The sequence below is a fragment of the Synechococcus sp. WH 7805 genome (assembly GCF_000153285.1).
Taxonomy (GTDB): Bacteria; Cyanobacteriota; Cyanobacteriia; order PCC-6307; family Cyanobiaceae; genus Synechococcus_C.
The window spans coordinates 2,038,365-2,062,580 of record NZ_CH724168.1; the positions used below are offsets into that span (position 1 = coordinate 2,038,365).

Here is a 24,216-nt window from a genome sequence, read left to right on the forward strand (position 1 = left end):
GTGTTCACGCTCAAAGTCCGAGATCGCCGGCTCCAGCGAGCTGGGACAGCGTGACCCCGGCCATGGCGCGTTTGGCCAGACCACTGAGAACAGCCCCTGGGCCGACTTCCACCAGGGTCTCCACGTTCGCTTCAGTCATCGCCACCATGGTTTCACGCCAGCGAACGCCTGTGATCATCTGGCGTTGCAGGCGCTGCTTGAGTTCAGCCGCATCCACGCAGGGAGTGGGGTCCGTGTTGCTTAGGACTGGGAAGCGGGCATCCTTAAAGGTCAGATCATTGAGGTGTTGCGAGAAGGCATCCGCCGCGTCCTGCATAAAGGGTGAATGAAAGGCTCCCGATACAGCCAGGGGGATGACTCGTTTACAGGTCAGGGCTTCACCAACCGCCTTCACGGCGTCTGCTGTGCCCGACAACACAACCTGGGCCGCACTGTTGTCGTTGGCAATCACCACGCCTTCCGTAGCGTTCACCAGGTCGTCGAGCTGACTGCGCTCGAAACCGATAACGGCGGCCATGGCTCCTCCGCCAGCTGCGGCCATCAGTTCAGACCGGCGCTGCATCAGTTCAAGACCGGTCTCAGCATCAAACACCTCTGCTGCATAAAGGGCAACCAGTTCTCCGAGGCTATGGCCGGCGACCAGCGCAGGCTCGCGACCCTGCCGACGCAGCTCATCCACGATCAGCGACTCGACCACGAACAGCGCGGGCTGGGTGTTCCGCGTGTCGTTCAAATCAGCAGGATCATCCGCATCCCCAGGCTCGCCGCGACAAATCCCGAGGAGATCGCGACCCAGCAACCGAGAAGCCAGCGCAAAGCGCTCCTCAGCACCAGGAAGGCTGAGAACTGGATCGGCCATTCCGACTTTCTGAGACCCCTGACCAGGAAACACCCAGGCGATCGACATTCTTGACGGCGCAATCGTTTCTGGAGCCTACGCGGGCCCCTGCCAGCGAAGCAGGGCCGCCCCCCAACTCAGACCAGCACCGAACCCGCTACTGGCGAGGAGATCGCCGGAGCGGACCCGTCCGTCGCGCACAGCTTCATCGAGCATCAACGGGATGGTTGCTGCCGAGGTGTTTCCGTATTCCGCCAGGTTGCTCAGAACCTTGGCGCTGGGAACCGACAGTCGATCAGCGACTGCATCGAGGATGCGTTGGTTGGCTTGATGGAGCAGGAGCCAGTCCAGTTGATCGGGAGAGACGTCGCAGCGCTTCAAGAGTGACTGGAGGACGGCGGGAACCTCACGGACCGCGAACTTATACACCTCCTGGCCGTTCATCACGATCGGCTGAAACCCACCTGCACGGTGCACGGCCTCATCGACGAGGGGAGAGGAGGTGTCGATGGCAGGCAGATTGAGAACGGCGCCGCGCGACCCGTCGCTGTTTAGAAGAAAACCGAGAAGTCCATCCTGATCCGAGGCTTCCAGAACGACGGCTCCGGCGCCATCGCCAAACAACACGCAACTGCGGCGGTCGTCCCAGTCAACGAAGCGGCTGAGCTGGTCTGCACCGATCACCAGGGCACGGCGCATCGCCCCCGTTCGCAGATACTGCGCTGCCGTGACCAGTGCAAACAGAAAACCGCTGCATGCGGCCGTGAGATCGAAGGCAACAGCATTGGTCGCGCCGAGGTCGGCCTGCACTCTTGGTGCTGAACCGAACAGATCATCGGGTGTGGAGGTGGCCAGGAGAATGAGGTCAAGATCCTCGGGAGATCGACCGGCCATGGTCAGGGCGTTTCGACCTGCCTCCGCAGCAAGATCGACCAGGGTCTGACCTGCATCGCTGACCCTGCGACGACCGATGCCCGTGCGTGTGCGGATCCATTCATCGTTGGTATCGACCCTTTGGCTGAGCTGATCGTTGCTGATCACCTGCGCTGCCTGTGCGCTGCCGCTGCCGATCAGGGCCACGCCAAGGACCTGCGGTGATTGTCCAGCCAAGAGAAGATCCAAGCGGGTGGCGTCAGTCAACCACAGTCCGGCAGGGGCAAGCTCAGGCTTGCACCGTCGTTTGCTGGCTGAGCGCAGCGAGATCCTCCATCACGCCATGGCTGGCGGCTGAATGGGCTATACGCAGGGCACTGACAACGGACAGAGCCTTGCTGCTGCCATGGCCAATCACACAGATGCCGTTCACGCCAAGGAGCAGCGCACCACCATGCTCGGCGTGATCCAGTCGCTTTTTGATGCGTTTGAGGTTGCTGCGCAGAAAGGCTGAGCCGACCTTGCCGCGGCGGCCCCTTGGCAGTTCGGCTTTCAGAACACCCAGAAGCACGCTGCCCACAGATTCAAGGAACTTGAGCAGCACATTGCCGGTGAAGCCGTCGCACACCACCACATCGAATGCTCCGGAGAGCACGTCCCGTCCTTCGCAATTGCCAGCGAAGTGCAAGCGGGATTCCTCTCTCAGCAGCGCATAGGTGCTGACCGCCAGGTCATTGCCTTTGCATTCCTCCTCGCCGATGTTGAGCAGTCCGATTCTGGGCCGAGCGACCTGCAGAACATCTCGGCTGTAGATGTTGCCCAGAAGCGCGAACTGATGGAGGTAAGTGGGCTTGCAATCCATGTTGGCGCCCACATCGAGCACCAGGACAGGCTGTCCGGGGTCCTTGGTGGGGAACAGGGCGCCGATGGCTGGTCTGTCAATCCCCGTGAGGCGACCCAGCCGGAAGATCGCGGAGGCCATGACGGCACCCGAATTTCCTGCGGAGTAAACCGCTTTGGCTTCACCGCGTTTCACGAGATCCATCGCCACATTGATGCTGGCGTTGCGTTTGCGACGCACGACTGTGGCTTCTTCATGCATTTCGACCGACGGTCCACTCAGGATCAATTCGAGATGGCCGGCATCAATCGCGGCGTTCAACGCTTCGGTCAGGCCTGAGGCAGCCGCAGCTTCCAGGACGCGATCCGTCTCACCGACAAATCGAATGCGTACGGCCAGCCGCTCGATGGCTTGAAGGCAGCCTTCAAGAATTGGGGTGGGGGCATGGTCGCCGCCCATGCCGTCCACAGCGACCCAAATCCTGTCTTGGTCGTTGATCTCAATGTCTTCCCCAGGCAGGCCTCCCTGCAGGCGGCGCAGGGGATCCATCACCGGTTGCAGCATGGATCCGGCCATGGAGGTCACGGATCCAGCCATGGAGCCCGCGGCATTCGCCGAGGTCGTCGCCGTGCCAACAAGGCTGGTGACAGCCGCATTGCGCCGATACCAGATCACCAGACGGCGTACCGCCTTGGAGCGGCGGGGCTTAGTCCGCGGTGTTGAGACCGGGTTCAGCTCAGGGTCCTTCGGAGGCAACGGAATCGACGATGCGCTGGAACAGGTAACCGGTTCCCCGAGCTGTGAGGATCAGCTCGGGATTGGCCGGATCGTCTTCCAGTTTGGAACGAAGACGGGAAATATGAACATCCACCACGCGTGTATCAACGTGTCGTTCCGGGGTGTACCCCCAGACCTCTTTCAGGATCTCACCGCGACTGAAGGGTTCGCCCGAGCGACTCACAAGCAGTTCGAGCAAGCTGAATTCCATCCCTGTGAGGCGGATGCGTTCATCGGCACGGAACACCTGGCGTTTGTTGGTGTCGATCTTTAAATCCGACACCTTGATCATCCCGGAATTGGGAATGCCGGCGGCGTTCTCTTTCTCAACCCTGCGCAGCACGCAGCGAATCCTGGCTTCGAGCTCCTTGGGGCTGAAGGGTTTGATCACGTAATCATCGGCTCCCAGCTCAAGGCCGGTGATGCGGTCGGCCACGTCGCCCAAGGCGGTGAGCATCACGATCGGCACATCCGATTCCTTGCGCAGCTCTTGGCAGACCCCATAGCCATCGAGTTTCGGCATCATCACGTCGAGAACGACCAGATCCGGTTCGCACTCCTGGAAGCAGGTCAAAGCTTCGGTGCCGTCGCAGGCGGTGACGACGTTGTAGCCGATCATCGACAGCCTGGTTTCCAGAATCCTGCGGATACTGGCCTCGTCGTCCACTACGAGAATGGTTTCCTTGGTAGGGGCTGAGGCCGTCATGTCGCCGGCAATGCTTCAAGTTATGGGTCACAAATAGGCGAGCGACATGCCTTTTTGTTCACGCAACGCCAACTTTCTTCATTATTCGACGTGCCTCGTCCGTCAACTTTTTACGTCTGCCAGAGCTGCGGAGCGCAGACCCGGCAGTTTTTCGGTCGCTGCAACAGCTGCGGCAGCTGGAATTCTCTCGTCGAGCAATCCGCCCCGAAGCAGGACGCACGCCGCCGCCGTGCTGGAGCCGAACCAGGAGCCGGACCTCAGGCACGCCGTTCCACCTCGATGGCCGCCCTTGGCGACCAGCCGTTGCAGCGGCTCCCCAGCGGATATGGAGAACTGGACCGCGTTCTCGGTGGTGGGCTGGTTCCCGGTTCGCTTGTTTTGGTTGGTGGTGACCCTGGGATCGGCAAAAGCACCCTGCTGCTGCAGAGCGCATCGGCCATCGCCAGCCATCGTTCCGTGCTGTACGTCAGTGCGGAGGAGTCAGCCCAGCAGGTGAAATTGCGCTGGCAGCGCCTCACCTCAGATTCCAGCGATCTTCAGCTTCTGGCAGAAACCGATCTGGATCTGGTCCTCGAGGAGCTTGAGGCTCTGCAGCCCGATGTGGCGATCATCGACAGCATCCAGGCCCTGCATGACGGTGATCTGTCCAGTGCCCCCGGTTCCGTGGCCCAGGTGCGGGAGTGTGCGGCCGCGCTTCAGCGCGTAGCCAAGCGTCAGAACACCGCGTTGCTGCTGGTGGGGCATGTGACCAAGGAAGGGGTGCTCGCTGGCCCGAAGGTGCTGGAACATCTGGTGGATGCTGTGCTCACCTTCGAGGGGGATCGCTTCGCGAGCCATCGTCTGCTGCGGGCGGTGAAGAACCGCTTCGGCGCTACCCATGAACTGGGTGTGTTCGAGATGCGGGGGCAAGGCCTTGCCGAAGTGGGGAATCCCAGCGAGCTTTTTCTCAGCGGGGAACGGGCCAGCGGAGTGGCCACGATCGTGGCTTGCGAGGGGACCCGTCCTCTTGTGGTGGATTTGCAGGCTCTTGTCAGCACCACCAGTTATTCAAGCCCCCGCCGTACGGCTACAGGCATCGCGGTGAACCGTTTGCATCAGATCCTCGCGGTGCTGGAAAAACACATGGGCTTGCCCCTGTCGAGGTTCGACTGCTACCTGGCTGTGGCCGGTGGGTTGGATGTGGAGGAGCCTGCTGCTGATCTTGGTGTGGCCGCGGCTGTGGTGGCCAGCTACCGGGATCTGACCCTGCCGGCAGGAACGGTGTTGCTTGGGGAACTCGGCCTGGGTGGTCAGCTTCGGCCAGTGGGGCAATTGGAACTGCGCTTGCAGGAAGCCGTGCGCCTCGGGTTCACCCGCGCTGTGGTCCCCAAAGGAAGTGGTCTGGGCCCTTTGGCCGCACGCCTTGATCTTGCCTTGCTCGAAGCGGGATCGATCACTGAGGCCCTCGTTCTTGGCTTGGGAGTGAACCCCGGCGATGACGATTGAGCGTGACCGCGATCAGAAGTAAACGTCCACATTGCTGCGGCCACTGGACTTCAGCCAGTTTTCGATGTCGAGGTAGCCGCCGGGATTCAGTCGCACGGCTTGCGTCCACACGTCGGCGGCTTGATCAAACCATCCGTCGGCATCGTCGCGGCGACCCTCTTCCTCCGCAGTGCGCCCACGCTTTTCGTAGATCAACCCCATGTTTTTTAGGCATGACGGCTGCTTGGGGTTTTCATCTAAGGCCTTCTGATAGGTGGCCAGAGCCCGGTCTTCTTCACCGTTACTCATATAGATAATGGCCATGTTCTTGAGGGTTTCGCCCCGGTCGATAGGGTTCTCCTCAAGCTTCAGACTTTCCTCGTAATTTTCCAGAGCTTCTGCATAGTCGCCGTCATTTTGAGCTGAGAGTCCATCCCGGTAATACACATACGCCTCTTTCGCTCTGGCGTTGATGGGCAAGAGCTTCACGATCAGGTCGGCCATCACCGTGAAGCTCTTGTCGATGAAGTTGTCGTTGCGGTTACTGCGGGGCACAAAGAGCTGGACGGATGAATCCATCCTGAACCCAACAGGTGATGCCTAGCGTGAGTTGATGGAATCCGTCGCCGTGTCCACATCGTCGTCAGCCGAGAACACCTCCACATCCAGCAGCGCCCAGGTGGTGCTGCTGGATGTGGAGGGAATGAAGTGCGGTGGGTGCGTGCGAGCCGTTGAACGCACGCTTCAGGATCAGCCAGGAGTCCAGGAAGCCAGCGTCAACCTGGTGACCCGCAGTGCTTGGCTGCGCTTCGAGCCCACGGGTCTGGATGTTCAGCAGTCCCTCGAGGGGGCTCTTGACGCATTGCGCAGCAGGGGCTTTCCAGCCCAGCCGCGCCAGAGTGGTGTCTTGAGCGGGGACGCTGAGCCTGGCCGGGCCTGGGGATGGTGGAACCAGTGGCGTCAGCTGATGGTGGCCCTGGTGTTGCTGCTGCTCTCGGTCCTCGGCCATCTGGCAGAGGCAGGGACGCTGTCGATGCCGTTGATCGGGACGCTGCCGTTCCATGCGGGATTGGCCACGGTTGCGTTGATCGGACCGGGCCGGTCCATCCTGCGAGGTGGTTGGGCCGCGGCTGTGAGTGGCGTCCCCAGCATGGATACGTTGGTGAGTTTGGGCGTTGGTAGTGCCTACCTCGCCAGTGTGGTCGCCCTGGTGTGGCCTGCGGTGGGCTGGCCCTGTTTCTTCAACGAACCAGTGATGCTTCTGGGCTTTGTGCTCCTTGGTCGTTTCCTTGAGGAACGGGCCCGTCGGCGCACCGGTCGTGCTCTCAAGGAACTGGCAGCACTCCAGCCATCTTCGGCCAGGCTTGTGATGGCCGATGGCATCGTGCGGGATGTGCCGGTTGAGATGTTGCGGCCAGGTGAGCGGATTGAATTGCTCGCTGGAGATCGCATCCCGGTGGACGGTGTGATCGAGGAGGGCTTTTCCGCGGTGGATCTGTCCAGCCTCACGGGAGAACCTCTTCCAGTGGATGCCGGCCCGGGAACGGAGCTCAGTTCCGGTTGTCTCAATCTCGAGGCCACCCTGGTGATGGAGGTGCGCCGGGTGGGCCGTGAAACGGCCCTTGCTCGCATCATCACTTTGGTTGAGCAGGCCCAGGCGCGGCGCGCGCCGATCCAAGGGCTTGCCGATCGGGTGGCAGGGCGCTTCTGCTACGGCGTGGTGTCGCTGGCGCTGCTCACCTTTCTGTTCTGGTGGCTGATTGGCAGCAGCCTTTGGCCTCAGGTCCTGGAGGTTCCTGTGGTGCTGATGGATCATGGCCAAGGTCATGGTGTTCATCAGTCCTTGGGAGCAGCAGCTCAGACGCCGTTCGCGCTGGGACTGCAGCTGGCGATCGCAGTGCTTGTGGTGGCTTGCCCCTGTGCTCTTGGTCTGGCGACCCCCACGGTGATCACCGTGTCGTCAGGTTTGGCAGCTCGCCAGGGCTGGCTTTTCCGGGGTGGTGATGTGATCGAGAGATCCGCCGCCATCGAACGGGTGGTTTTCGACAAAACCGGCACCCTCACGCTGGGGAGGCCACTCGTGGATGCGGTGCTCTTGAGTGATGATCCGTCGCGCACGATCCAGTTGGCGGCCAGCCTTGAGCAGACCAGTCGTCATCCTCTGGCTCATGCACTGCTGCAGGAAGCGCAGCGCCTCAATCTTCCTCTGCTTCCGGTTCAGGACAGTCGAACCGTTCCTGGAGCAGGGATGGAAGGATCACTGTCTGGCTCTTCGGACCCTCTGCGCGTTGGATCCCTGGAATGGTTGCGGGGCCAGGGGGTCGAATGGCCTGATCACCAGCGGGATGCCGTCGAAGCCGCTCAGACCGGGGGACAGTCCCTTGTGGCTGTGAGTCTGGGACAGCGGCCGATGGGCCTGGTAGCGATCGACGATCGTTTGCGTCCTGATGCGGTGATTGCATTGCAGCGCCTGCGATCCCAGGGTTTATCACTCGGCATGCTCAGCGGTGACCGTCGTCAAGCTGTGGAACGGGTGGGCCAGACGCTGGGGCTCCAGGGGGATGAACTGGCCTGGCAGCTTCTGCCCGATCAGAAACTTGAGCGCCTGGAATCTTGGCGCCAGTCTCAGCCGATCGCGATGGTGGGCGATGGCATCAATGATGCTCCGGCTCTGGCGGCCGCTGATTTGGGGATTGCCGTGGGGACCGGAACCCAGATTGCCCAGGACACGGCTGATTTGGTGCTGATGGGTGATCGCCTGGAGGCCCTGCCTGAAGCCCTTGGCCTGGCTCGGCGCACGATGCGCAAGATCCGCCAGAACCTCATCTGGGCGTTCGGGTACAACCTCATTGCTCTGCCTGTTGCGGCTGGGGTTTTGCTGCCAGGATTCGGCATTCTTCTCTCCCCTCCCCTGGCTGCATTGTTGATGGCCCTCAGTTCGGTCTCTGTTGTGGTCAATGCCCTCAGCCTGCGGCTTCCCTGACCATGACGGGGCGTTTCTTGGTTTTGGAGGGAATCGATGGCTGCGGCAAGACCACCCAGCTGCGCCAGCTTGCTGATTGGCTTCCGGGTAGCGGCCTAATGCCTGACGGGGCAACGCTGCATCTCACCCGTGAGCCTGGCGGCACTCCCCTCGGTCGTGCTTTGCGTGAACTGTTGCTGCACCCACCGGATGCAGCGGCGCCGTGCCCGGAGGCCGAGCTTCTGATGTATGCCGCCGACCGGGCTCAGCACGTGCAACGCCGAATTCTTCCAGCCCTCAAATGCGGCGACTGGGTGCTCAGTGACCGCTTCAGTGGGTCAACCGTTGCTTATCAAGGACATGGACGTGGGTTGGACCAGTCGCTGATTCTTGACTTGGAGCGGATTGCCACCGCTGGCCTCGTGCCGGATGTCACGCTCTGGCTCGATTTGCCTCTTGAGGCGAGCATTGCCAGACGGGGCGATCGGGCTGAGGACCGGATTGAGGCTGAAGGGCAGGCCTTCCTGGGCAGGGTGGCCAATGGATTCCGCGTGCTGGCCGCGGAACGGGACTGGGTTGGTATCCCTGCTGATTTGAGTCCAGAGGAGGTTCAGAGGACCATCCGTCTTGCTTTGGAAGGGAATACTGCCCTCAGGAGTGCGTGACCGATGGCCAGCGAGCTGTTTGCTGATCTTCAGGGGCAGCCCCTGGCCACCCAGTTGCTGCAATCCGCGTTAGCGCTTCAGCGCCTGGCACCGGCGTATCTGTTCAGCGGCCCTGATGGGGTGGGACGCCGGCTTGCTGCCTTGCGCTTCATGGAAGGTGTGCTCAGTGGCGGCAGCCAAGACCCCAGGGAACGCCGGCGTCTTGAAGAGCGCAACCATCCTGATCTGCTTTGGGTGGAGCCCACCTACAGCCATCAGGGGCGCCTCATCTCCAGGTCTGAAGCCGAAGCCGCCGGAGTGAACAGACGCACACCGCCCCAGGTTCGTTTGGAGCAAATTCGTGACCTCGGCCGTTATCTGGCTCGACAGCCTTTGGAGTCAGCGCGAGGGCTGGTGGTTCTTGAGCAACCGGAGGCGATGGCTGAGGGAGCGGCCAATGCCTTGCTCAAAACCCTCGAAGAGCCGGGGCACGGGTTGCTGATTCTGCTTTCGGCTGCACCTGATCGTTTGCTGACCACCATCCGCTCTCGATGCCAGCAGATCCGTTTCACTCGGTTGCCCGATGGAGTAATGCATGCAGTGCTGGCCCAGCTGCCAGATGATGCCGGGCACCGAGCTCTGGAGATTGCTGCCTCTGAGCCTGAGCTTGTGGCTTTGGCGTCAGGCTCTCCCGGTGCACTGCTCGAGCACGTACGTTTGTGGAGTTCGATTCCTGAAGCACTGAAGGAGCGCTTCAGGAATCTGCCCCAGACTCCCGTGGATGCTCTCGGGCTGGCGAGAGATGTCTGCGAACAGCTGGAGGGGGAGCAGCAGCTCTGGTTGATCAGCTGGTGGCAAACCGTTCTCTGGCGACAGCAGCTCAACAGGGTGTCAGTTGAACGCCTGAATCGCCTGCGTCACCAATTGCTGTCGTTTGTGCAGCCACGTTTGGCTTGGGAAGTGACTCTGCTCAACCTGATCAGATCCCACACCGCCTGATTCAGGCGGTTGCGCGATTGTTCTGATCGTTTTGCTCTCGATCCTGACGTGCTTGGGAGAGGACGTCCTCAAGACCCTCTAGCTGGGCACCGGTGGGAAGTTCCAAGCAATAACCAGCTCCATAAACCGTTTTGATGAAACGGGGTTTCCGAGGATCGGGTTCGAGCTTGGTGCGCAGGTGACGCACATGAACACGGATGGTCTCAATGTCATCGTCCGGCTCATACCCCCACACTTCCTTGAGGATCAAAGAGGGTGCAACGGTTTGCCCGTGACGCTGGAGCAGGCAGTGCAACAGCTCGAATTCGAGGTGGGTGAGGCGGACCGGCTTGTCGAACCAGATGGCTTCGAAGCGTTCAGGAACCAGGGTGAGAGGCCCGTAACTGAGAATTTCGTGGTGGTTGCCGGAGCTGCCCACTGGAGCCCGGTCGCTGCGGCGTAATAGGGCCTTGATACGCACTTGGAGCTCTTCGAGATCGAAGGGCTTCGTGAGGTAATCATCGGCTCCGGAGTTGAAACCGCTCACTTTGTCTTTGGTGCCTCCAAGCGCGGTGAGCATCAAAATCGGGATCCCTGACGTTCGCTCATCGCGACGGAGCCGCTGGCAGAGGGTCAACCCATCGACTTTCGGAAGCATCAGATCCAAAAGGATCAGATCCGGGCTGTATTGCAGAGCAAGAGCTTGCCCTTTGATGCCATCCTCAGCGCTCTGAACATCGAAGCCGCTGTGCTCGAGATGGCCGCTGACCAGCTCGCGCATATCCCGGTCGTCTTCGATTAGCAGGATGCAGGGCTTCATCGACTCGCAGGCGGGTGGAACAGGGAAGACGTGGTGATGCCGCGTCGTGGCTTGACAGATTCTCTCAATATTCCTTTGCAGATGCAGAAATTGGTTAAGTCAGAATTTGAGGGAGCAAAGGCTTTAATCCACTGCGGCGGAGTAAGTTGCGCGGGATTCCGGCGACGAGAGGTCTTGCCGCCTCTTCAGGAAGTCTTTGGTTTCCTGCCCCGTCTGTTAATGAATTTCCATCAATGAGGGAATTTGATCGGGTGCCGGGCCGGCAGTTCTGAAAAATAAAAAAACACCACGAACCTTCGGCCGTGGTGTGTGGTGGTGAAAGCTCCCCGGGCGGGATTCGAACCTGCGACCAATCGATTAACAGTCGACCGCTCTACCGCTGAGCTACCGAGGAATGTGACCAAGAGAACTTACCTCTCAGCCCCGCCGTCCTGCAAGAGGCTCGAGCTCCTGCCTCACGACTGGGCCACTTCTCCAGGGGCCGATGCGTCCATTTTCCATCCGTGCGGCACCATCGGCGTGATCAAGCTCTCCCAGTCGATGGGTCACCCAGAGTGCGGTCAGGGGGGTTTTGGAGCGGTGGCAAAGCTGTTGAACGGTGGCAAGGATCGTCGTCTGGCTGGCGGAATCGAGCAGCGCGGTCGGCTCGTCGAGCAGAAGTAGGTTGGCTTCACTGGCGAGAGCACCCGCGATCGAGAGGCGCTGCTTCTGCCCTCCGCTAAGGGTGTGAATCGATCGGCCGCCCATTCCGGCCAGGCCCACCTGTTCAAGAAGCTCCTCAATCCTCTCCAACTTCTTGGATCTCGAAAGCTGAGGAGGGAGATTGAGAAGAAGCTCGCTGCTGCAGCTCGGCAGCAGCAGTTGATGGTCTGGGTTCTGAAACACCAGAGCAGGTCGTAAGGAGCAGCGCACTTCTCCACGTTGTGGATGGATCAGGCCGCAGATCATCCGGAACAGCGTGCTCTTGCCGCTGCCGTTGCTGCCCACCAGCATCCAAAGCCCAGGGGACCGAATCTCCACGCTGCATTGATCGAGAGCTTGGGTCCCGCAGGGCCAGCAGAAGCTGACCCGATCGAAGCAGAGTGCTGCCCGGTCGGAGTCGGCGTGTGCCTCTGCTTTCATCCTGATCAGCCTTCGAAGGAGAAACCCGGGCGCTTCGTGCCGCCGCTGGCAGCGGTCTTCTCATAGATCTGCACGGCGAGCAGATCGCTCGTGAGAACGCTAAGGCGTTTGCCCTCGACTTTCTCGCAGCTGAGCTCCAGCAGGCGTGGCTGACCCTGTTCAAGGGCCGAGCGCACCTGTTGGTACAGCGCCTCCGCTGAATCCTGCTCTTTTCGTTGCACGGATACGGGCATTGGACTCATGCGCAGAGCCAACTCAATCACGTACACAAATCAATCCCAGAGATAGGACCATCTTCGCCAATCAACGCGTTCCCCGAGGTGTGGGCATTTCTACTCATGTCTTCCCCGTTGTTCGGCTTTCTTGCCCACGAACCGTCGACGGCCACTAGGCTTTTTCACGTAAAGCTTCATGAAGCTCCTCTCATGACAATTGCTGTAGGACGCGCGCCTCAGCGGGGATGGTTCGACGTCCTCGATGACTGGCTCAAGCGCGACCGCTTCGTTTTTGTCGGCTGGTCCGGCATTCTTCTCTTTCCCACGGCCTACCTGGCCATCGGTGGCTGGCTCACAGGCACCACTTTTGTTACCTCCTGGTACACCCACGGCATTGCCTCCTCGTACCTGGAAGGTTGCAACTTCCTGACCGCTGCTGTCTCCACCCCCGCTGATGCGATGGGACACAGCCTGCTGCTGCTCTGGGGCCCTGAAGCCCAAGGCGACTTCGTTCGCTGGTGTCAGCTCGGCGGTCTCTGGGCCTTCGTGGCTCTGCACGGTGCCTTCGCTCTGATCGGCTTCATGCTGCGTCAGTTCGAGATTGCTCGTCTCGTCGGCATCCGTCCTTACAACGCCATCGCCTTCTCCGGCCCGATTGCGGTGTTCGTCAGTGTTTTCCTGATGTACCCCCTCGGTCAGAGCAGCTGGTTCTTTGCGCCCTCCTTCGGTGTGGCCGCAATCTTCCGCTTCCTCCTCTTTCTCCAGGGCTTCCACAACTGGACCCTGAATCCCTTCCACATGATGGGCGTAGCCGGCATCCTCGGCGGCGCACTGCTTTGCGCCATTCACGGCGCCACCGTGGAAAACACCCTGTTTGAGGACGGTGAGCAGGCCAACACCTTCAAGGCGTTCGAGCCCACCCAGGAAGAAGAGACCTATTCGATGGTCACCGCCAACCGCTTCTGGAGCCAGATCTTCGGAATCGCTTTCTCCAACAAGCGCTGGCTGCACTTCTTCATGCTGTTTGTGCCTGTGATGGGCCTGTGGACCAGCTCCATCGGCATCATCGGCCTGGCCCTCAACCTGCGTGCCTACGACTTCGTGTCGCAGGAGATCCGCGCTGCAGAAGATCCCGAATTCGAGACCTTCTACACCAAGAACATCCTTCTCAATGAAGGTCTGCGTGCCTGGATGGCACCGGCTGACCAGCCGCACGAAAACTTCGTCTTCCCTGAAGAGGTTCTGCCACGCGGCAACGCCCTCTGATCTTCAACTTGTTTTTCTTTAGGCCTCCGTGAGGGGGTCTTTTTTTATGTTCAATAGCAGGCGTTGATTGGAACGGGTCCTTTGAGAGGTGTTTGTCGATAGGTGTTCGCTAGGGCTGAATCCGGCTTTGATTGATTCCTGCATTAATGGAATTCTGACTAGCGACTATGTTGAGATGGTACTTATTCAATCAAGAGTGGATGATGGCGACGATTGGCAGGTCTCTTTAGAGTCATTCAATGCTTTGGTAAGTAAAGGGTTGCAGGCCTGATTTCTTGGGTATGTGAGTGGTGTTTCTGGGTTAAGGTCTAAGGCGTAAACTTGGCTTTGAGGCGTTTATGATTGATAGGGGGAAGTATGGCTATTGGTTTTAAGCAGGGTTCTTCGATTGAGCATGCAGCTTTTGTTGTCTCGATCGTTTATGCCAGTATTCTGTTCGCGACGGCGGCTGTTCAGCATTATCTTTTTGGTACTCAGGTTTGGGATATTGGACTTTTTGAGCAATTTAGTTGGCTGATTGGTGAAGGAAAGATTGCAGCGATTAGCAGTTTGAGGCAGGTTGCTCCGTTGGAGGACCATTTTTCGCTTCTTCTCCTTCCCTTGGGGGCCATTTATAAAGTCTTTCCCTCTACATTCACCTTCATCGGTTTGCAGTCGATTGCTTTGGGGGCACTTCCTGCCATTGCTGCGTCTCTAGCTGTCAAGCGTCAGATTGATGCTCGGCTCATCTGGGCATTAATCTGCGCAATCGTTCTTTGTCCTTATAGCTTTTTGGTCAATAGGGGGGACTTCCATCCAGATGTCCTCACGATTCCATTCATGATTGTGGCTATTCATGAGGTAACTCAGGATCGAAGATGGCGCTATTATCTTTGCCTATTAATTACACTTTTTGCGAAAAATGCCCAAGCACTGTTTGGGCTGGGCTTGGGTTTGTATGCGTTTACAAAGGGTAGGTATCTGAGGGGGCTCATTTCAATTGTAATTTCAATCTTTTGGTGGTTCTTGGCAACGCATCTTTCTTCTGCAGGGGGAGATCATGTTGCCATGCGTTTGGGCTATTTGGGTGATACGAAACTCGAGATGCTTGCAACATTGCTTGTGCGGCCTTGGATTGTTTTTAGTGTTGCCTCTCCTGAGAGTATTTTTCTCTATACCTTAGGACTTTCGCTTCCCTTCCTTGCTCTTCTTCGGAAGCCAGCGTTGGCATGTTTGCTTGGTGCGGCCCCTGTTTACTTGGTGAATGTTATCTCCGATTCAGGTATTCAGCGTGAGCTAAATCACCATTACTCGATTCCAGTATTAGCCTTTTTGATTGCTGGTTGCCTTGATTCGTTGCCGTTAATCTCAGTTAAGGCGCGTCGTATTCAGAAGAATGTATTCAATGCCACCTTAGTCTTGTCCATGGTGGCCTTTTTGGGTTACTCGCGAGTGATGTATTTTAAATCCCGTTACCTGCCGCGCTTGCCAGAAGCAGTTGCTTTTCAGTCTGTTGTTTCTGGAATTGGTTCTCAAGAGTCAGTTCTGGCTTCTTCGAATTATGTCGTCCATCTTGCCGGGCGTGAAAAGATATCTCAAGTCGAAAAAGAGGATTATAAGGTAAAATGGCCCTTCGATGTCATTATTTTTCCGAGTGAAAAAGCTTTGATTAATGTCAGAGGGCGGCTTAAGGAGGTTGGAAAGACAAAGATCGGCCGCACTATGAATCAGGTGCTGGAGAGGGCAAAGGCTTCGGGAATGAGTTGTAGTCAACCCAATGATTACGTTCGTTTGTGTCGGAAGGGTGCTGGTTGACGGCTGATTGTCTGGTCCCAGCGTTTTCCTGTGTTGGTGCTATTTCTTGTTGTTAAATGTCTTTGGATTTTGCTGTCTTCGGTGGTCGTGGTTTGGTTTTATTCTTTCTTTATTCATTGCTTTGCAGGTCTCGATTCATCCGATCAAAAGCCTAGTGCCAGGCCATGGGTATGGTTGGGGCGCTATGAGGTTGAGCTTGGTTTGCGGCAAAACTTCAGCCCAGAATCCCAGCTCTTGCAGGTCCAATACCTTTCCTCTGCCTCATTGAGTAGGCGCTTCTGGATCCTCTTGTTCGACCCCCAACCCGGATGGTTTGGATTCAGTAAGAAAACGTTCCAGTCGTTGTTAAAGGCTTGCTCGCTCTGAGATCGTTTGGCGAAGGTAACGTGCTGCCTTTGGCTGATCTGTGGCACTAAGTAACTGGTTGTAAGGACACGATCGTTTGGAGTTAGCTTGGAGATGGCTTGGTATGCATCACCCATCATGTGCACTCTGTCGAGATAGGGGCCCGTGAAAAACCATGGCTTGGCTAATGCGAGCCAAAGGCTCACCGCCCAAATGACACCGTTCCAAGGGAAAGTTCGTCTTGGCTGTAGGGACATTCCGTCAATTGCGGCGGTGACGCTCAGGACGGCAAGTGGAAGGCTGTAATGGTGAATCAGCGTTCGATAAGATGATGCCTCAGCATTGAGATTGACAAGCAAGAGTGGGACTGCCGCGCTCAAAATCACCAGGGAGTTCCGTCTCCAGAAGGGAAGGGTGGGAAGGATTAAGACCATGAGATAAAAGGCGCCGCTGCCTAAGTCGATGTGCGTGACGGCAAGCCATGGTCGGCTGATCAATGTGAACAGAATGTCCCCGAAATTGTCACCGAGATGGGAAAACATCCGACCAGCGGCTTTTGGCCCTTCTCCATTTCTGAACAATGGATAAAGCCAATGGCTCAGCAGAAGGACCCAAGAGCCGGAGAGTCCAGTGCCTGCGATCGCCCATGTCCAGCGCCGTTGGAATACCAAGCTGAGGCTGAGTCCCAGGGTGACCAGAACCAGGCCATCACGGCATCCCAGCATCAAGGCCAGCAGCAAAAGCCAGACTCCGATGCGCTGCTGGCGTTGGCACCAAATCGCCATCGCTAGCCCAGGCATGATCCAGGTCTCCGGGTGGAAATCAAACAAATTGACGTTGAAAACCAATGGTTGAAGCCACCACAACAGGCAGCTGAACCAGCAGAGCCGTCTGGATAGGCCGGCTTGAGTTGCCAACATCCAGACAGGGATTGCAGTAAGACTGAGGGATAGAGCTTGGCTTGCGAGTAGCCAATGAATCGATGGATGCAACCCATACAGCAGACCCGACCCATAGAACATCCAGGCGCCGTGATCAGCGAGCACATGAACGTCCTCCATCGAGGAGATCGGGTCGCGCCCTGAGCCGATCAGCCAGGCCCATTGATCAAACAGCCCGAGGTCGTAGGCATTGCTTTGCAGCAGCCAGTGGCGCAGGGCTGAAGCACCCCAGGCAAGCAGACCGAGCAGCACAGACCAAAGCCAAAGTGCGGCGTGGGGTGGAGCCGGAGCGCGGCGCGGCAGTGGCTGGTTTGTGGCTGGTTCGTGGCCGTGGCTTTTCAAGCTCTTGCGGGGCAACGCCAGAGGGCCCATTCTCCATCCTTTGAGGAGCTGATCTGCTCGCAGTCCGGCTCCTGCTGCCGACTGACCCGCCAGTGCTCGTTAGCGCCTGTGTCGATGGAACGACGTAACTCCCGTCCGCCATACCAGCCCAGCGACGGCCGGGTTGGGCCTTTGAGAATGACCACGGCATCCTTAGGAAGCTGGCGGATCAGGCCAGCGATTGGCCTGGGATCCCAGCTTTCGTTCAGTTCCCAGAGCCAGAGCTGGCTCTGCCAGAGCATCAGCAGGGCCAGCCCCCAGCCAATCAGCACGGCCACCAGGCCCCGGTGACGCGTGCGGAGCGAGGGGCCACGCAGGCCAGGGCCACCGATCAGCAGCCCGAGCCCGGCGAGCAGGAGGGCGGCGATCGGTAGCTGGATTGGTTCACCAAAAAAGCTGGCCAACCCAGCCAGCACAAGGCTGAACAAACCGAGAAGCTGGAAGCCCCAGCTCAGCCAGCGTGGCTTGCCCGTCTGCAGCAGTTCGGCTAAGCCTTCGCCGCAGAGAAGGGCGATCGGGGGCCAAAGCAGATGGCTGTACCAGGGGAGCTGGGTGCGCAGGGGCAGCACTAGGGCGGCGCTGCCGATCAGCAGTCCCAGTTCCCAGCGACCGCTGCTCTGATGCCGGTGACGCCAGGCCCAGGCCAACCCGGTGGGCAGGAGCAGCAACCAGGGCCAGCCCCCCTCGATCACTTCGGTGATCGGCATCACCCAAGCGCCCTGGTTCTCTCCTACCACCTCGGTGATCCTTCTCAGACCCTGGCCGCCCCACATCACCAGGGCATTGGCACCCCGCTGGTGCAGGTGCCAGCCATGCCATCCGATCCCAGGCAGCAGACCAAGCCCGAACCAGCCGAATGCCGAGGTGCGCCAGGGCCGCCGTTCCCAGAGGCTGATCACCAGCGCGATCAGGAGAAATCCCAGCAAGGCCGGTGGTTTGAGCAGCAGAATGCCGCTGCCCCCCAACCCCGCCAGCAGAGCATGCCAACGGGTAACTCTGCAGGCGATCCAGCCGCTCCAGAGCAGCAGGGAGCAACTCACGAGGGAGCCATCCAGCATCGCCAGCCGACCGTGGCGTGCCATCGGCAGCAGAGTCATCAAGATCAGCGCCGCCATCAGTGCGCTGCTGTCGCGCTGTTTCCGCTCCTTTGGCGATATGGGTTCCGGGTTCAGGCTGCGACGCAGCCAGTAGATCAGGGGGACGGCGAGGCTTGAGAGCAGGCAGGGCACTAAACGCACAACCCAGTCCTTTTCCCCGAAGTTTTGGACAGCCCCTCCGATCAGCCAATGCAAGCCCGGCGGTTTGTTGAGGTAGGCCCCCTCCCACTTGTAGGCAATTAATCCATCAAGAAGATGTTGTCCTTGAACAACTTGCTGCCAAGTGGATCGCGCCACAGTGGCCACAAGGCCTTCATCCCAGTCCCGCAAGGGCTGATTGCCTAGCCAGGGCAGCCAGAGGCAGAGGGTCAAAAGCCAGAGAGCAAGTGCAGGTCTGCCTTTCAAGAACAGATGAGTTCCGTTATGGTTCAAGTGTTCAGATCGCAGTGGTGTGATGCTGTAACTCCATCCTCGGATGTCGTTACAGCATCGAATGCATCACCGGCGTTCATCAATCCATTGGAGGAGGTGTCCATGAGTTCCAGTTCTTGCATCCAGGGTCTGCTGATCGCGGAGAACGCCGGCTGACGGCACCTTCTGACTGATCAATCGGTTTCGCGACAGAGCGGACCCGGCGAGAGCCCCCAGCCGGATAACCGGTTGGGGGCATCGTTTTAGTAATGGATTACAAGTTGCGCGGATCTGTCGGTAGGGGCTTTTGCAGGCGATCGCGCAAGGCTTGTTGCAGTTTTGGTTGCACCGCTCCATTTCGTTGCAACACGACAATGCCATCGCTGATGGCTTGAACTTTGAAGCTGTCAAGTTGCCCTAGCAGGTCTTGCCGGATGCGTCTGAGGGCTTTCCAGTCCCCCCGGAAAGCAATCCCGTAGCGCTCCAGCCAGTCGAGATCGACAGCGATCCATTCAACGGAGCGCTCCACTTGATTTCTGTCGATGTAACGAGTGCTGTAGGGATAACGCACGGCCGCTTCCCTGCGTGCCAGCAGGGGCACAAGATTGGTGTTAGCGCTGACACTGGCGTTTTCGGGGATGGAGGACAAGACCTCCCGCGCGGCCTGTCCATGGCGCCATTGGGCTAGAGGAGAGCTGTAAACCCAGGGCTGAATGCTGTCTGGGATCACAAAAGAAAGGCTGCGGTTGGGATTGCTGGTCACCGTGAATAACAGTGAAATGACCAGTGCTATTGCCCAGGCCAATCGCACGCGTGGGCCTGGGGATGGTTGCTTTCGATGTTCCCACCAAAACAGAGTTCCTAAAGCAAACCCCGGCACCACGAGCCAGGTGTAGCGAATGGTGATTGACAGGGGATCGTTCGCTCCCTGGGCAAGAAACAGCCCCAACAAGCTGGGTCCTGCCAGAAGCCACGTGTCGGGACTGATCAGGGGGACGAAAAGGAACGGGAGGCTATGACCCAGCAAATACAGAAGAGTCTTGTCGGGTGGATCGACCAGCTGTTGCACTAGCAATGCCGGTTGGCTGAGCACACGCCCAATCACCCCAAGACTGCTGCTTCCCTTTTCCGGATCAGCTCCGAGGTACTGACCGAAGTTCTCCACCATGAAGCGTTTGCTGTTGTCGTCGGAGAACAGTGGCATCAGCACATTCGTGGAAACAATGGCCCATCCAGCACCCCAGGCGATGAGCGCCAAAGCCAAGCACCACCGTTGGCGGGATCGAACCAGGAGCCACAGTCCGATGGCAACGAGAACCACTCCAGTGTCTTCACGGATGAGTGGCATGAGCACCGCAGCCACCCAGATGAGGCGGCGTCGGCGTTCCAGCAGGCCAAGCATCAGGCCGAACACCGCTAGAGGAAGCTGACAAAGATCGGAAAAGTTGCCGAGGGTGGGGCCAATTAAGGCATTTCCCGCGAAGTAGGCGTACACCAGCCAATTGGCCGTTCTTGCCGGGACACGCGATGAAGCCAGACGGTGCAGCACCAACCCAGCAGCGGTGATCAGGCCCACCTGCAGAACAGGAAGGGCAGCGGCACCGAAGACGGCAAGCAACGGTGCCCAGAGCAGCAGGGTGGGTGTGAAGTGCTGTCCGAGCCGTTCGTATCCCACGAACGGGAGCTGACCGGCATGAACAACGTTGGTGGAGAGCTGCGAGGAAAGGGAACTCTCAAACCAATGCCCATGCAGGCTGTTCCATGCCACCTGTTGGAAAATTCCCTGGTCGTATCCAGCGAGCAGGACCCAGGACTTCCACAGCTGCAATCCGAGCGTCACAAGGGCAAACAGGATCGCTGCCAGCACGGGGAGGTTGAATCGTCCGCGGCAATCGATTCGTTGACCGTGGTTTACGTCCAATGGATTGAATGCTTCGGCAACGTCTGACCGTCACTCTGCACTGGGCGCGTGTTAGGGCGCAACGCCCTTTTTTGTATCAATTAATGCGGTTAAGGGCGAAAAAAGGACCCTCTGCGAAGTATCCAAACCGCGTACCGTCACAGGCTCTCTGGTTAAGCTCCGGTTAGCGGTCAGATTTACCTCACGCCTTGTGCGTAAACCCTCTTTTTTGGTGTGAGGTTTTCATGAAATTGTTCCAACGCCTTTTGGTGGCTCCTGCCGCCCTGGGCCTGCTGGCTCCGATGGCTGTCAATGCCACTGAGCTCAACATCGACGGTGTTTCTGATTACGCCGCTTCCGGTGAGCAGGTCACCAGCATCACTCAGTTTTCCGATGTGTACCCCACCGACTGGGCATATCAGGCACTGAGCAACCTGATCGAGCGCTACGGCTGCGTGGCTGGCTACCCCAACGGCACGTACCGTGGCAACCGGGCCATGACCCGCTTTGAAGCGGCTGCTCTGCTGAATGCCTGTCTCGACCGCGTCACTGAAGTGACCGACGAGCTGAAGCGCCTGATGAAGGAGTTCGAAAAGGAACTCGCCATCCTCAAGGGCCGTGTGGACGGTCTTGAAGCCCGCGTGGGTGAACTGGAAGCGACTCAGTTCTCCACCACCACCAAGCTGAAGGGTCAGACCACCTTCGTGACTGGTGCATCTACTGCAGGTAGCAGCGTCAGTTCTGCGGCTGACGATTACAACCAGTCCTTTGGTGCCGTAACGTTCAACTACGACTTGCGTCTGGCACTCGACACCAGCTTCACTGGTAAGGACCTGCTCCGGACTCGCCTGCGTACTGGCAATTTCGGTAACTCCGTGTTTGGCAACGGCCTGACTGCCATGGAGGTCGCCTTCGAAGAGCCTTCCGGCGCGAACAGCGTTGGTATTGACCGGGTCTTCTATCAGTTCCCCATCGGCAGCAGCTTCACCGCAACCGTCGGTGCTCGCGTTCGTCAGGACGACATGCTGGCTGTGTGGCCTAGCGCTTATCCCGCTGACACGATCCTCGACATCTTCACCTACGCCGGTGCCCCAGGTACCTACAACCTCTCTCTGGGTGCAGGTGCTGGCCTTAGCTGGAGTAACGACGGTTTCAGCATTAGTGCTAACTACGTCAGCATTAATGGCCAAAATTCCGCTTCGGGAACTGGAGATCCTTTCAATCCCTGCGACGATACGACTGGTGGTATTGGTACTGATTGTTCCGGTTCTAACGGAACTGTTCAGGTTGCCTACACCGCTGACAATTGGGGTATCGCTGCTGCGTACAACTATGCTTCCGGCGATAACGGTGTCGGCCTCTATTCCGGCAACGGCACTCCTACCGCCAACATTCTTCAAACTGGTGGTGCCAACAACTCAGTTGGTATCAGTGCTTATTGGTCTCCTGAGGAGTCCAGCTGGATTCCCAGCATCAGCACTGGTTGGGGTCTGAATGACAATGCTGGCGTCGACGGACTCACGAAGAGCTCCACGTCCCAGTCCTGGTATGTGGGCCTTCAGTGGTCTGATGTCTTCCTGAAGGGCAACTCTGCTGGTATGGCCGTCGGTCAGGCCACATTCGTGACTGCAGCAGACTTCACCAGTGCTGGTAAAGATGCTCTGGGCACTGACTGGGTCGGAGACGGTAACTACGCCTGGGAGTGGTGGTACAAGTTCCAAGTCACCGACAACATCTCTGTGACTCCTGCACTGTTCTACCTGAGTGCTCCCCAGGGCTACATCTTCCGTATCGTCAACGAGAAGGATGACACCTTCAATAACTTCGGCGGTCTGATCAAGACCACCTTCACTTTCTGATTGAAGATGCCCATGAGCCCCGTTTCGGGGCTTCACTCCTCACCTTTCAAGCCCTCCGCTGTCGCGGGGGGCTTTTGCATGAAAGATCAACAGGTCTTGATCAGTTCTTAACGCTGCTGAAAGTGAATTGCGAGTAGTTTGCGGCCTGCGCGTATTCCGCGTAAATCCTCTTTTTTGGTGTGAGGTTTTTATGAATTTGTTCCAACGCCTTTTGGTGGCTCCTGCCGCCCTGGGCCTGCTGGCTCCAATGGCTGTCAATGCCACTGAGCTCAACATCGACGGTGTGTCTGATTACGCCGCTTCCGGTGAGCAGGTCACCAGCATCACTCAGTTTTCCGATGTGTACCCCACCGACTGGGCATATCAGGCACTGAGCAATCTGATCGAGCGCTACGGCTGCGTGGCTGGCTACCCCAACGGCACGTACCGTGGCAACCGGGCCATGACCCGCTTTGAAGCGGCTGCCCTGCTGAATGCCTGTCTCGACCGCGTCACTGAAGTGACCGACGAGCTGAAGCGCCTGATGAAGGAGTTCGAAAAGGAACTCGCCATCCTCAAGGGCCGTGTGGACGGTCTTGAAGCCCGCGTGGGTGAACTGGAAGCGACTCAGTTCTCCACCACCACCAAGCTGAAGGGTCAGACCACCTTCGTGACTGGTGGTGTGATCGCAGGTGGTGACAGCGTTGCTGGAGAATCATTCAGCCGTGCAGGCCTCGGTGGTGCCGATGCCTACAACAGGGAATACGGTGCTTTCACCTTCAACTACGACCAGCGTCTGTCTCTGAACACCAGCTTCACGGGTAAGGACAAGCTGTTCACCCGTCTGCGTACTGGCAACTTTGATAACAATGCTTTCGGTGGTGATGGTGTCAACCTGACTGCCCTCGATATCGCTAGCAGCACAGAAAACAGCGTCACGATTGACCGTCTGTATTACAAGTTCCCCGTAGGCGAAGAGTTCACGTTCATCGTTGGTGCGCTGGCTCGTAATACAGAGTCTCTGGCGATGTGGCCTTCGAAGTACAACAAGGGTGGCGCAAAGATCCTTGATTACTTTGCTGTTGCCGGTGTACCAGGTGTCTACAACAAAGAAACTGGTCAGCTGCTTGCTGCTTATTGGAAGCAGAAGGTCGACAAAGGCGATCCTGCCTTCAGTGTCAGCGTTAACTACGTTGCTGATGATGGTGAAGGGAACAACTCGGATTCCTCCACGGGTGGATTCGCGACTGACAACTCCCGTGCCAATCTCCTGGCTCAGCTGGGTTGGGGCAATGGTCAATACGGAGCTGCCTTCGCTTACCGCTATGGTCAGTGCCGTTCAGCCTTCCGTCGCTCCACTTCGTTTGTTCAGAACGGTAATTTCAACCTGAATTGCCAGCCTGGTGATGATTCCCGTTCATCCAACAGCTACGCGTTGAATGCCTACTGGCAGCCGGAAAATCCTGGTTTTATCCCTTCGATTTCCGTCGGTTGGGCGCTCAATAACATCTCCGGCGACAACATTCTGGATGGTACCTACACCACATCCCAAAGTTGGTTCACGGGCTTGCGTTGGGCCGATGTCTTCCTGAAAGGAAATGATCTCGGTTTCGCCTTTGGTCAGCCCACCTTCGCCACAGCCCTCAAAGGAAGTGATACACCTTCTGATGGCAACTATGCCTTCGAGTTGTACTACAACTTCCAGGTGACTGACAACATCGCTGTTACCCCTGCTCTGTTCTACCTGTCTCGCCCGATGGGCCAGAACACCCGGAACCTTAAGGTTGATGGCACTGGTTATGACGGTCAGTTCAACGTGTTTGGCGGCCTGATTCAAACCACCTTCAAGTTCTGATCTGGCATAAGAGCCATCCCTGGAGTTCGTTCAATCGAACTCCTTGGAAATCTTTCGCTCGCATATTTAACTCTTTACACACACTTCAACCCCCTCATTGCGAGGGGGTTTTTTGTTATCAATGATCAAACCGATCGCTTCTTCTGTC

General features: G+C 58.1%; 19 protein-coding genes and 1 tRNA gene. 8 read left to right on the forward strand and 12 right to left on the reverse strand.

The features are described 5' to 3' along the window. Positions 1-10: 10 nt before the first annotated feature. Genes fabD through rpaB form a run of 4 tightly spaced genes read right to left on the reverse strand, consistent with a single transcriptional unit; the run spans position 11 to position 4,035 of the window. Positions 11-907, reverse strand: coding sequence for an ACP S-malonyltransferase (gene fabD, locus WH7805_RS10305; protein WP_006043023.1), 897 nt, complete (start codon positions 905-907; stop codon positions 11-13). A gap of 27 nt (positions 908-934) precedes the next feature. Further along, a complete protein-coding gene (locus WH7805_RS10310; protein ID WP_006043024.1) occupies positions 935-1,978 on the reverse strand; it encodes a beta-ketoacyl-ACP synthase III in 1,044 nt (347 codons plus the stop codon). 22 nt (positions 1,979-2,000) lie between these two features. Further along, a complete protein-coding gene (gene plsX, locus WH7805_RS10315) occupies positions 2,001-3,308 on the reverse strand; it encodes a phosphate acyltransferase PlsX (RefSeq protein WP_038004647.1) in 1,308 nt (435 codons plus the stop codon). Beyond that, complete coding sequence (gene rpaB, locus WH7805_RS10320) at positions 3,289-4,035, reverse strand: response regulator transcription factor RpaB (RefSeq protein ID WP_006043026.1); 747 nt, start codon at positions 4,033-4,035, stop codon at positions 3,289-3,291. Before rpaB ends, plsX begins: the two co-directional genes overlap by 20 nt. Before the next feature lie 90 nt (positions 4,036-4,125). Here rpaB and radA point away from each other — a divergent pair, with 90 nt between their 5' ends. Then, complete coding sequence (gene radA, locus WH7805_RS10325; RefSeq protein ID WP_006043027.1) at positions 4,126-5,520, forward strand: DNA repair protein RadA; 1,395 nt, start codon at positions 4,126-4,128, stop codon at positions 5,518-5,520. 12 nt (positions 5,521-5,532) lie between these two features. Here the strand turns inward: radA and WH7805_RS10330 are convergent, their stop codons facing one another. Further along, the gene (locus WH7805_RS10330) at positions 5,533-6,078 is read right to left on the reverse strand and encodes a photosystem I assembly protein Ycf3 (protein ID WP_369776004.1); all 546 of its coding nucleotides are present in this window, start codon (positions 6,076-6,078) and stop codon (positions 5,533-5,535) included. Positions 6,079-6,112: 34 nt separating this feature from the next. On the opposite strand from WH7805_RS10330, the gene WH7805_RS10335 reads away from it, so the two are divergent. The 3 genes from WH7805_RS10335 to WH7805_RS10345 are packed head-to-tail and all read left to right on the forward strand — an operon-like array spanning position 6,113 to position 10,104. Beyond that, complete coding sequence (locus WH7805_RS10335; RefSeq protein WP_006043029.1) at positions 6,113-8,482, forward strand: cation-translocating P-type ATPase; 2,370 nt, start codon at positions 6,113-6,115, stop codon at positions 8,480-8,482. Positions 8,483-8,484: 2 nt separating this feature from the next. Continuing rightward, on the forward strand, positions 8,485-9,126 hold the full coding sequence (gene tmk / locus WH7805_RS10340) for a dTMP kinase (protein ID WP_006043030.1): 642 nt from the start codon (positions 8,485-8,487) through the stop codon (positions 9,124-9,126). Positions 9,127-9,129: 3 nt separating this feature from the next. After that, positions 9,130-10,104, forward strand: coding sequence for a DNA polymerase III subunit delta' (locus tag WH7805_RS10345; RefSeq protein ID WP_006043031.1), 975 nt, complete (start codon positions 9,130-9,132; stop codon positions 10,102-10,104). 1 nt (position 10,105) lies between these two features. Here WH7805_RS10345 and WH7805_RS10350 read toward each other — a convergent pair whose 3' ends face one another. The 4 genes from WH7805_RS10350 to WH7805_RS10365 form a co-directional block, all read right to left on the reverse strand. Continuing rightward, entirely contained in the window at positions 10,106-10,903 is a 798-nt protein-coding gene (locus WH7805_RS10350) for a response regulator transcription factor (RefSeq protein WP_006043032.1), read from the reverse strand. Between the two features lie 322 nt (positions 10,904-11,225). Beyond that, positions 11,226-11,297 (reverse strand) — tRNA-Asn (locus WH7805_RS10355). Between the two features lie 23 nt (positions 11,298-11,320). Further along, positions 11,321-12,025: an ABC transporter ATP-binding protein gene (locus WH7805_RS10360; RefSeq protein WP_006043033.1), complete on the reverse strand. Its 705-nt coding sequence runs from the start codon at positions 12,023-12,025 to the stop codon at positions 11,321-11,323. Between the two features lie 5 nt (positions 12,026-12,030). Further along, complete coding sequence (locus WH7805_RS10365; RefSeq protein ID WP_006043034.1) at positions 12,031-12,294, reverse strand: hypothetical protein; 264 nt, start codon at positions 12,292-12,294, stop codon at positions 12,031-12,033. 156 nt (positions 12,295-12,450) lie between these two features. Here WH7805_RS10365 and psbD point away from each other — a divergent pair, with 156 nt between their 5' ends. Continuing rightward, positions 12,451-13,506 (forward strand): photosystem II D2 protein (photosystem q(a) protein), encoded by a 1,056-nt coding sequence (gene psbD / locus WH7805_RS10370; protein ID WP_006041823.1) that lies wholly within the window; start codon positions 12,451-12,453, stop codon positions 13,504-13,506. 357 nt (positions 13,507-13,863) lie between these two features. After that, positions 13,864-15,300, forward strand: a complete 1,437-nt coding sequence (locus WH7805_RS10375) for a DUF2079 domain-containing protein (RefSeq protein ID WP_006043035.1) — start codon at positions 13,864-13,866, stop codon at positions 15,298-15,300. Positions 15,301-15,482: 182 nt separating this feature from the next. On the opposite strand, the gene WH7805_RS10380 is transcribed toward WH7805_RS10375, so the two are convergent. The 3 genes from WH7805_RS10380 to WH7805_RS10390 form a co-directional block, all read right to left on the reverse strand. After that, positions 15,483-16,943, reverse strand: a complete 1,461-nt coding sequence (locus WH7805_RS10380) for a DUF2079 domain-containing protein (RefSeq protein WP_232198994.1) — start codon at positions 16,941-16,943, stop codon at positions 15,483-15,485. Beyond that, complete coding sequence (locus WH7805_RS10385) at positions 16,925-18,496, reverse strand: glycosyltransferase family 39 protein (RefSeq protein ID WP_006043037.1); 1,572 nt, start codon at positions 18,494-18,496, stop codon at positions 16,925-16,927. Before WH7805_RS10385 ends, WH7805_RS10380 begins: the two co-directional genes overlap by 19 nt. 253 nt (positions 18,497-18,749) lie before the next feature. Next, positions 18,750-20,342 (reverse strand): DUF2079 domain-containing protein, encoded by a 1,593-nt coding sequence (locus WH7805_RS10390; protein ID WP_006043039.1) that lies wholly within the window; start codon positions 20,340-20,342, stop codon positions 18,750-18,752. A 278-nt stretch (positions 20,343-20,620) separates the two neighbouring features. Here WH7805_RS10390 and WH7805_RS10395 point away from each other — a divergent pair, with 278 nt between their 5' ends. Both WH7805_RS10395 and WH7805_RS10400 read left to right on the forward strand, forming a co-directional pair. After that, the gene (locus WH7805_RS10395; protein ID WP_038004649.1) at positions 20,621-22,234 is read left to right on the forward strand and encodes an iron uptake porin; all 1,614 of its coding nucleotides are present in this window, start codon (positions 20,621-20,623) and stop codon (positions 22,232-22,234) included. A 190-nt stretch (positions 22,235-22,424) separates the two neighbouring features. Beyond that, a complete protein-coding gene (locus tag WH7805_RS10400) occupies positions 22,425-24,068 on the forward strand; it encodes an iron uptake porin (RefSeq protein WP_006043041.1) in 1,644 nt (547 codons plus the stop codon). Positions 24,069-24,216: the final 148 nt, after the last annotated feature.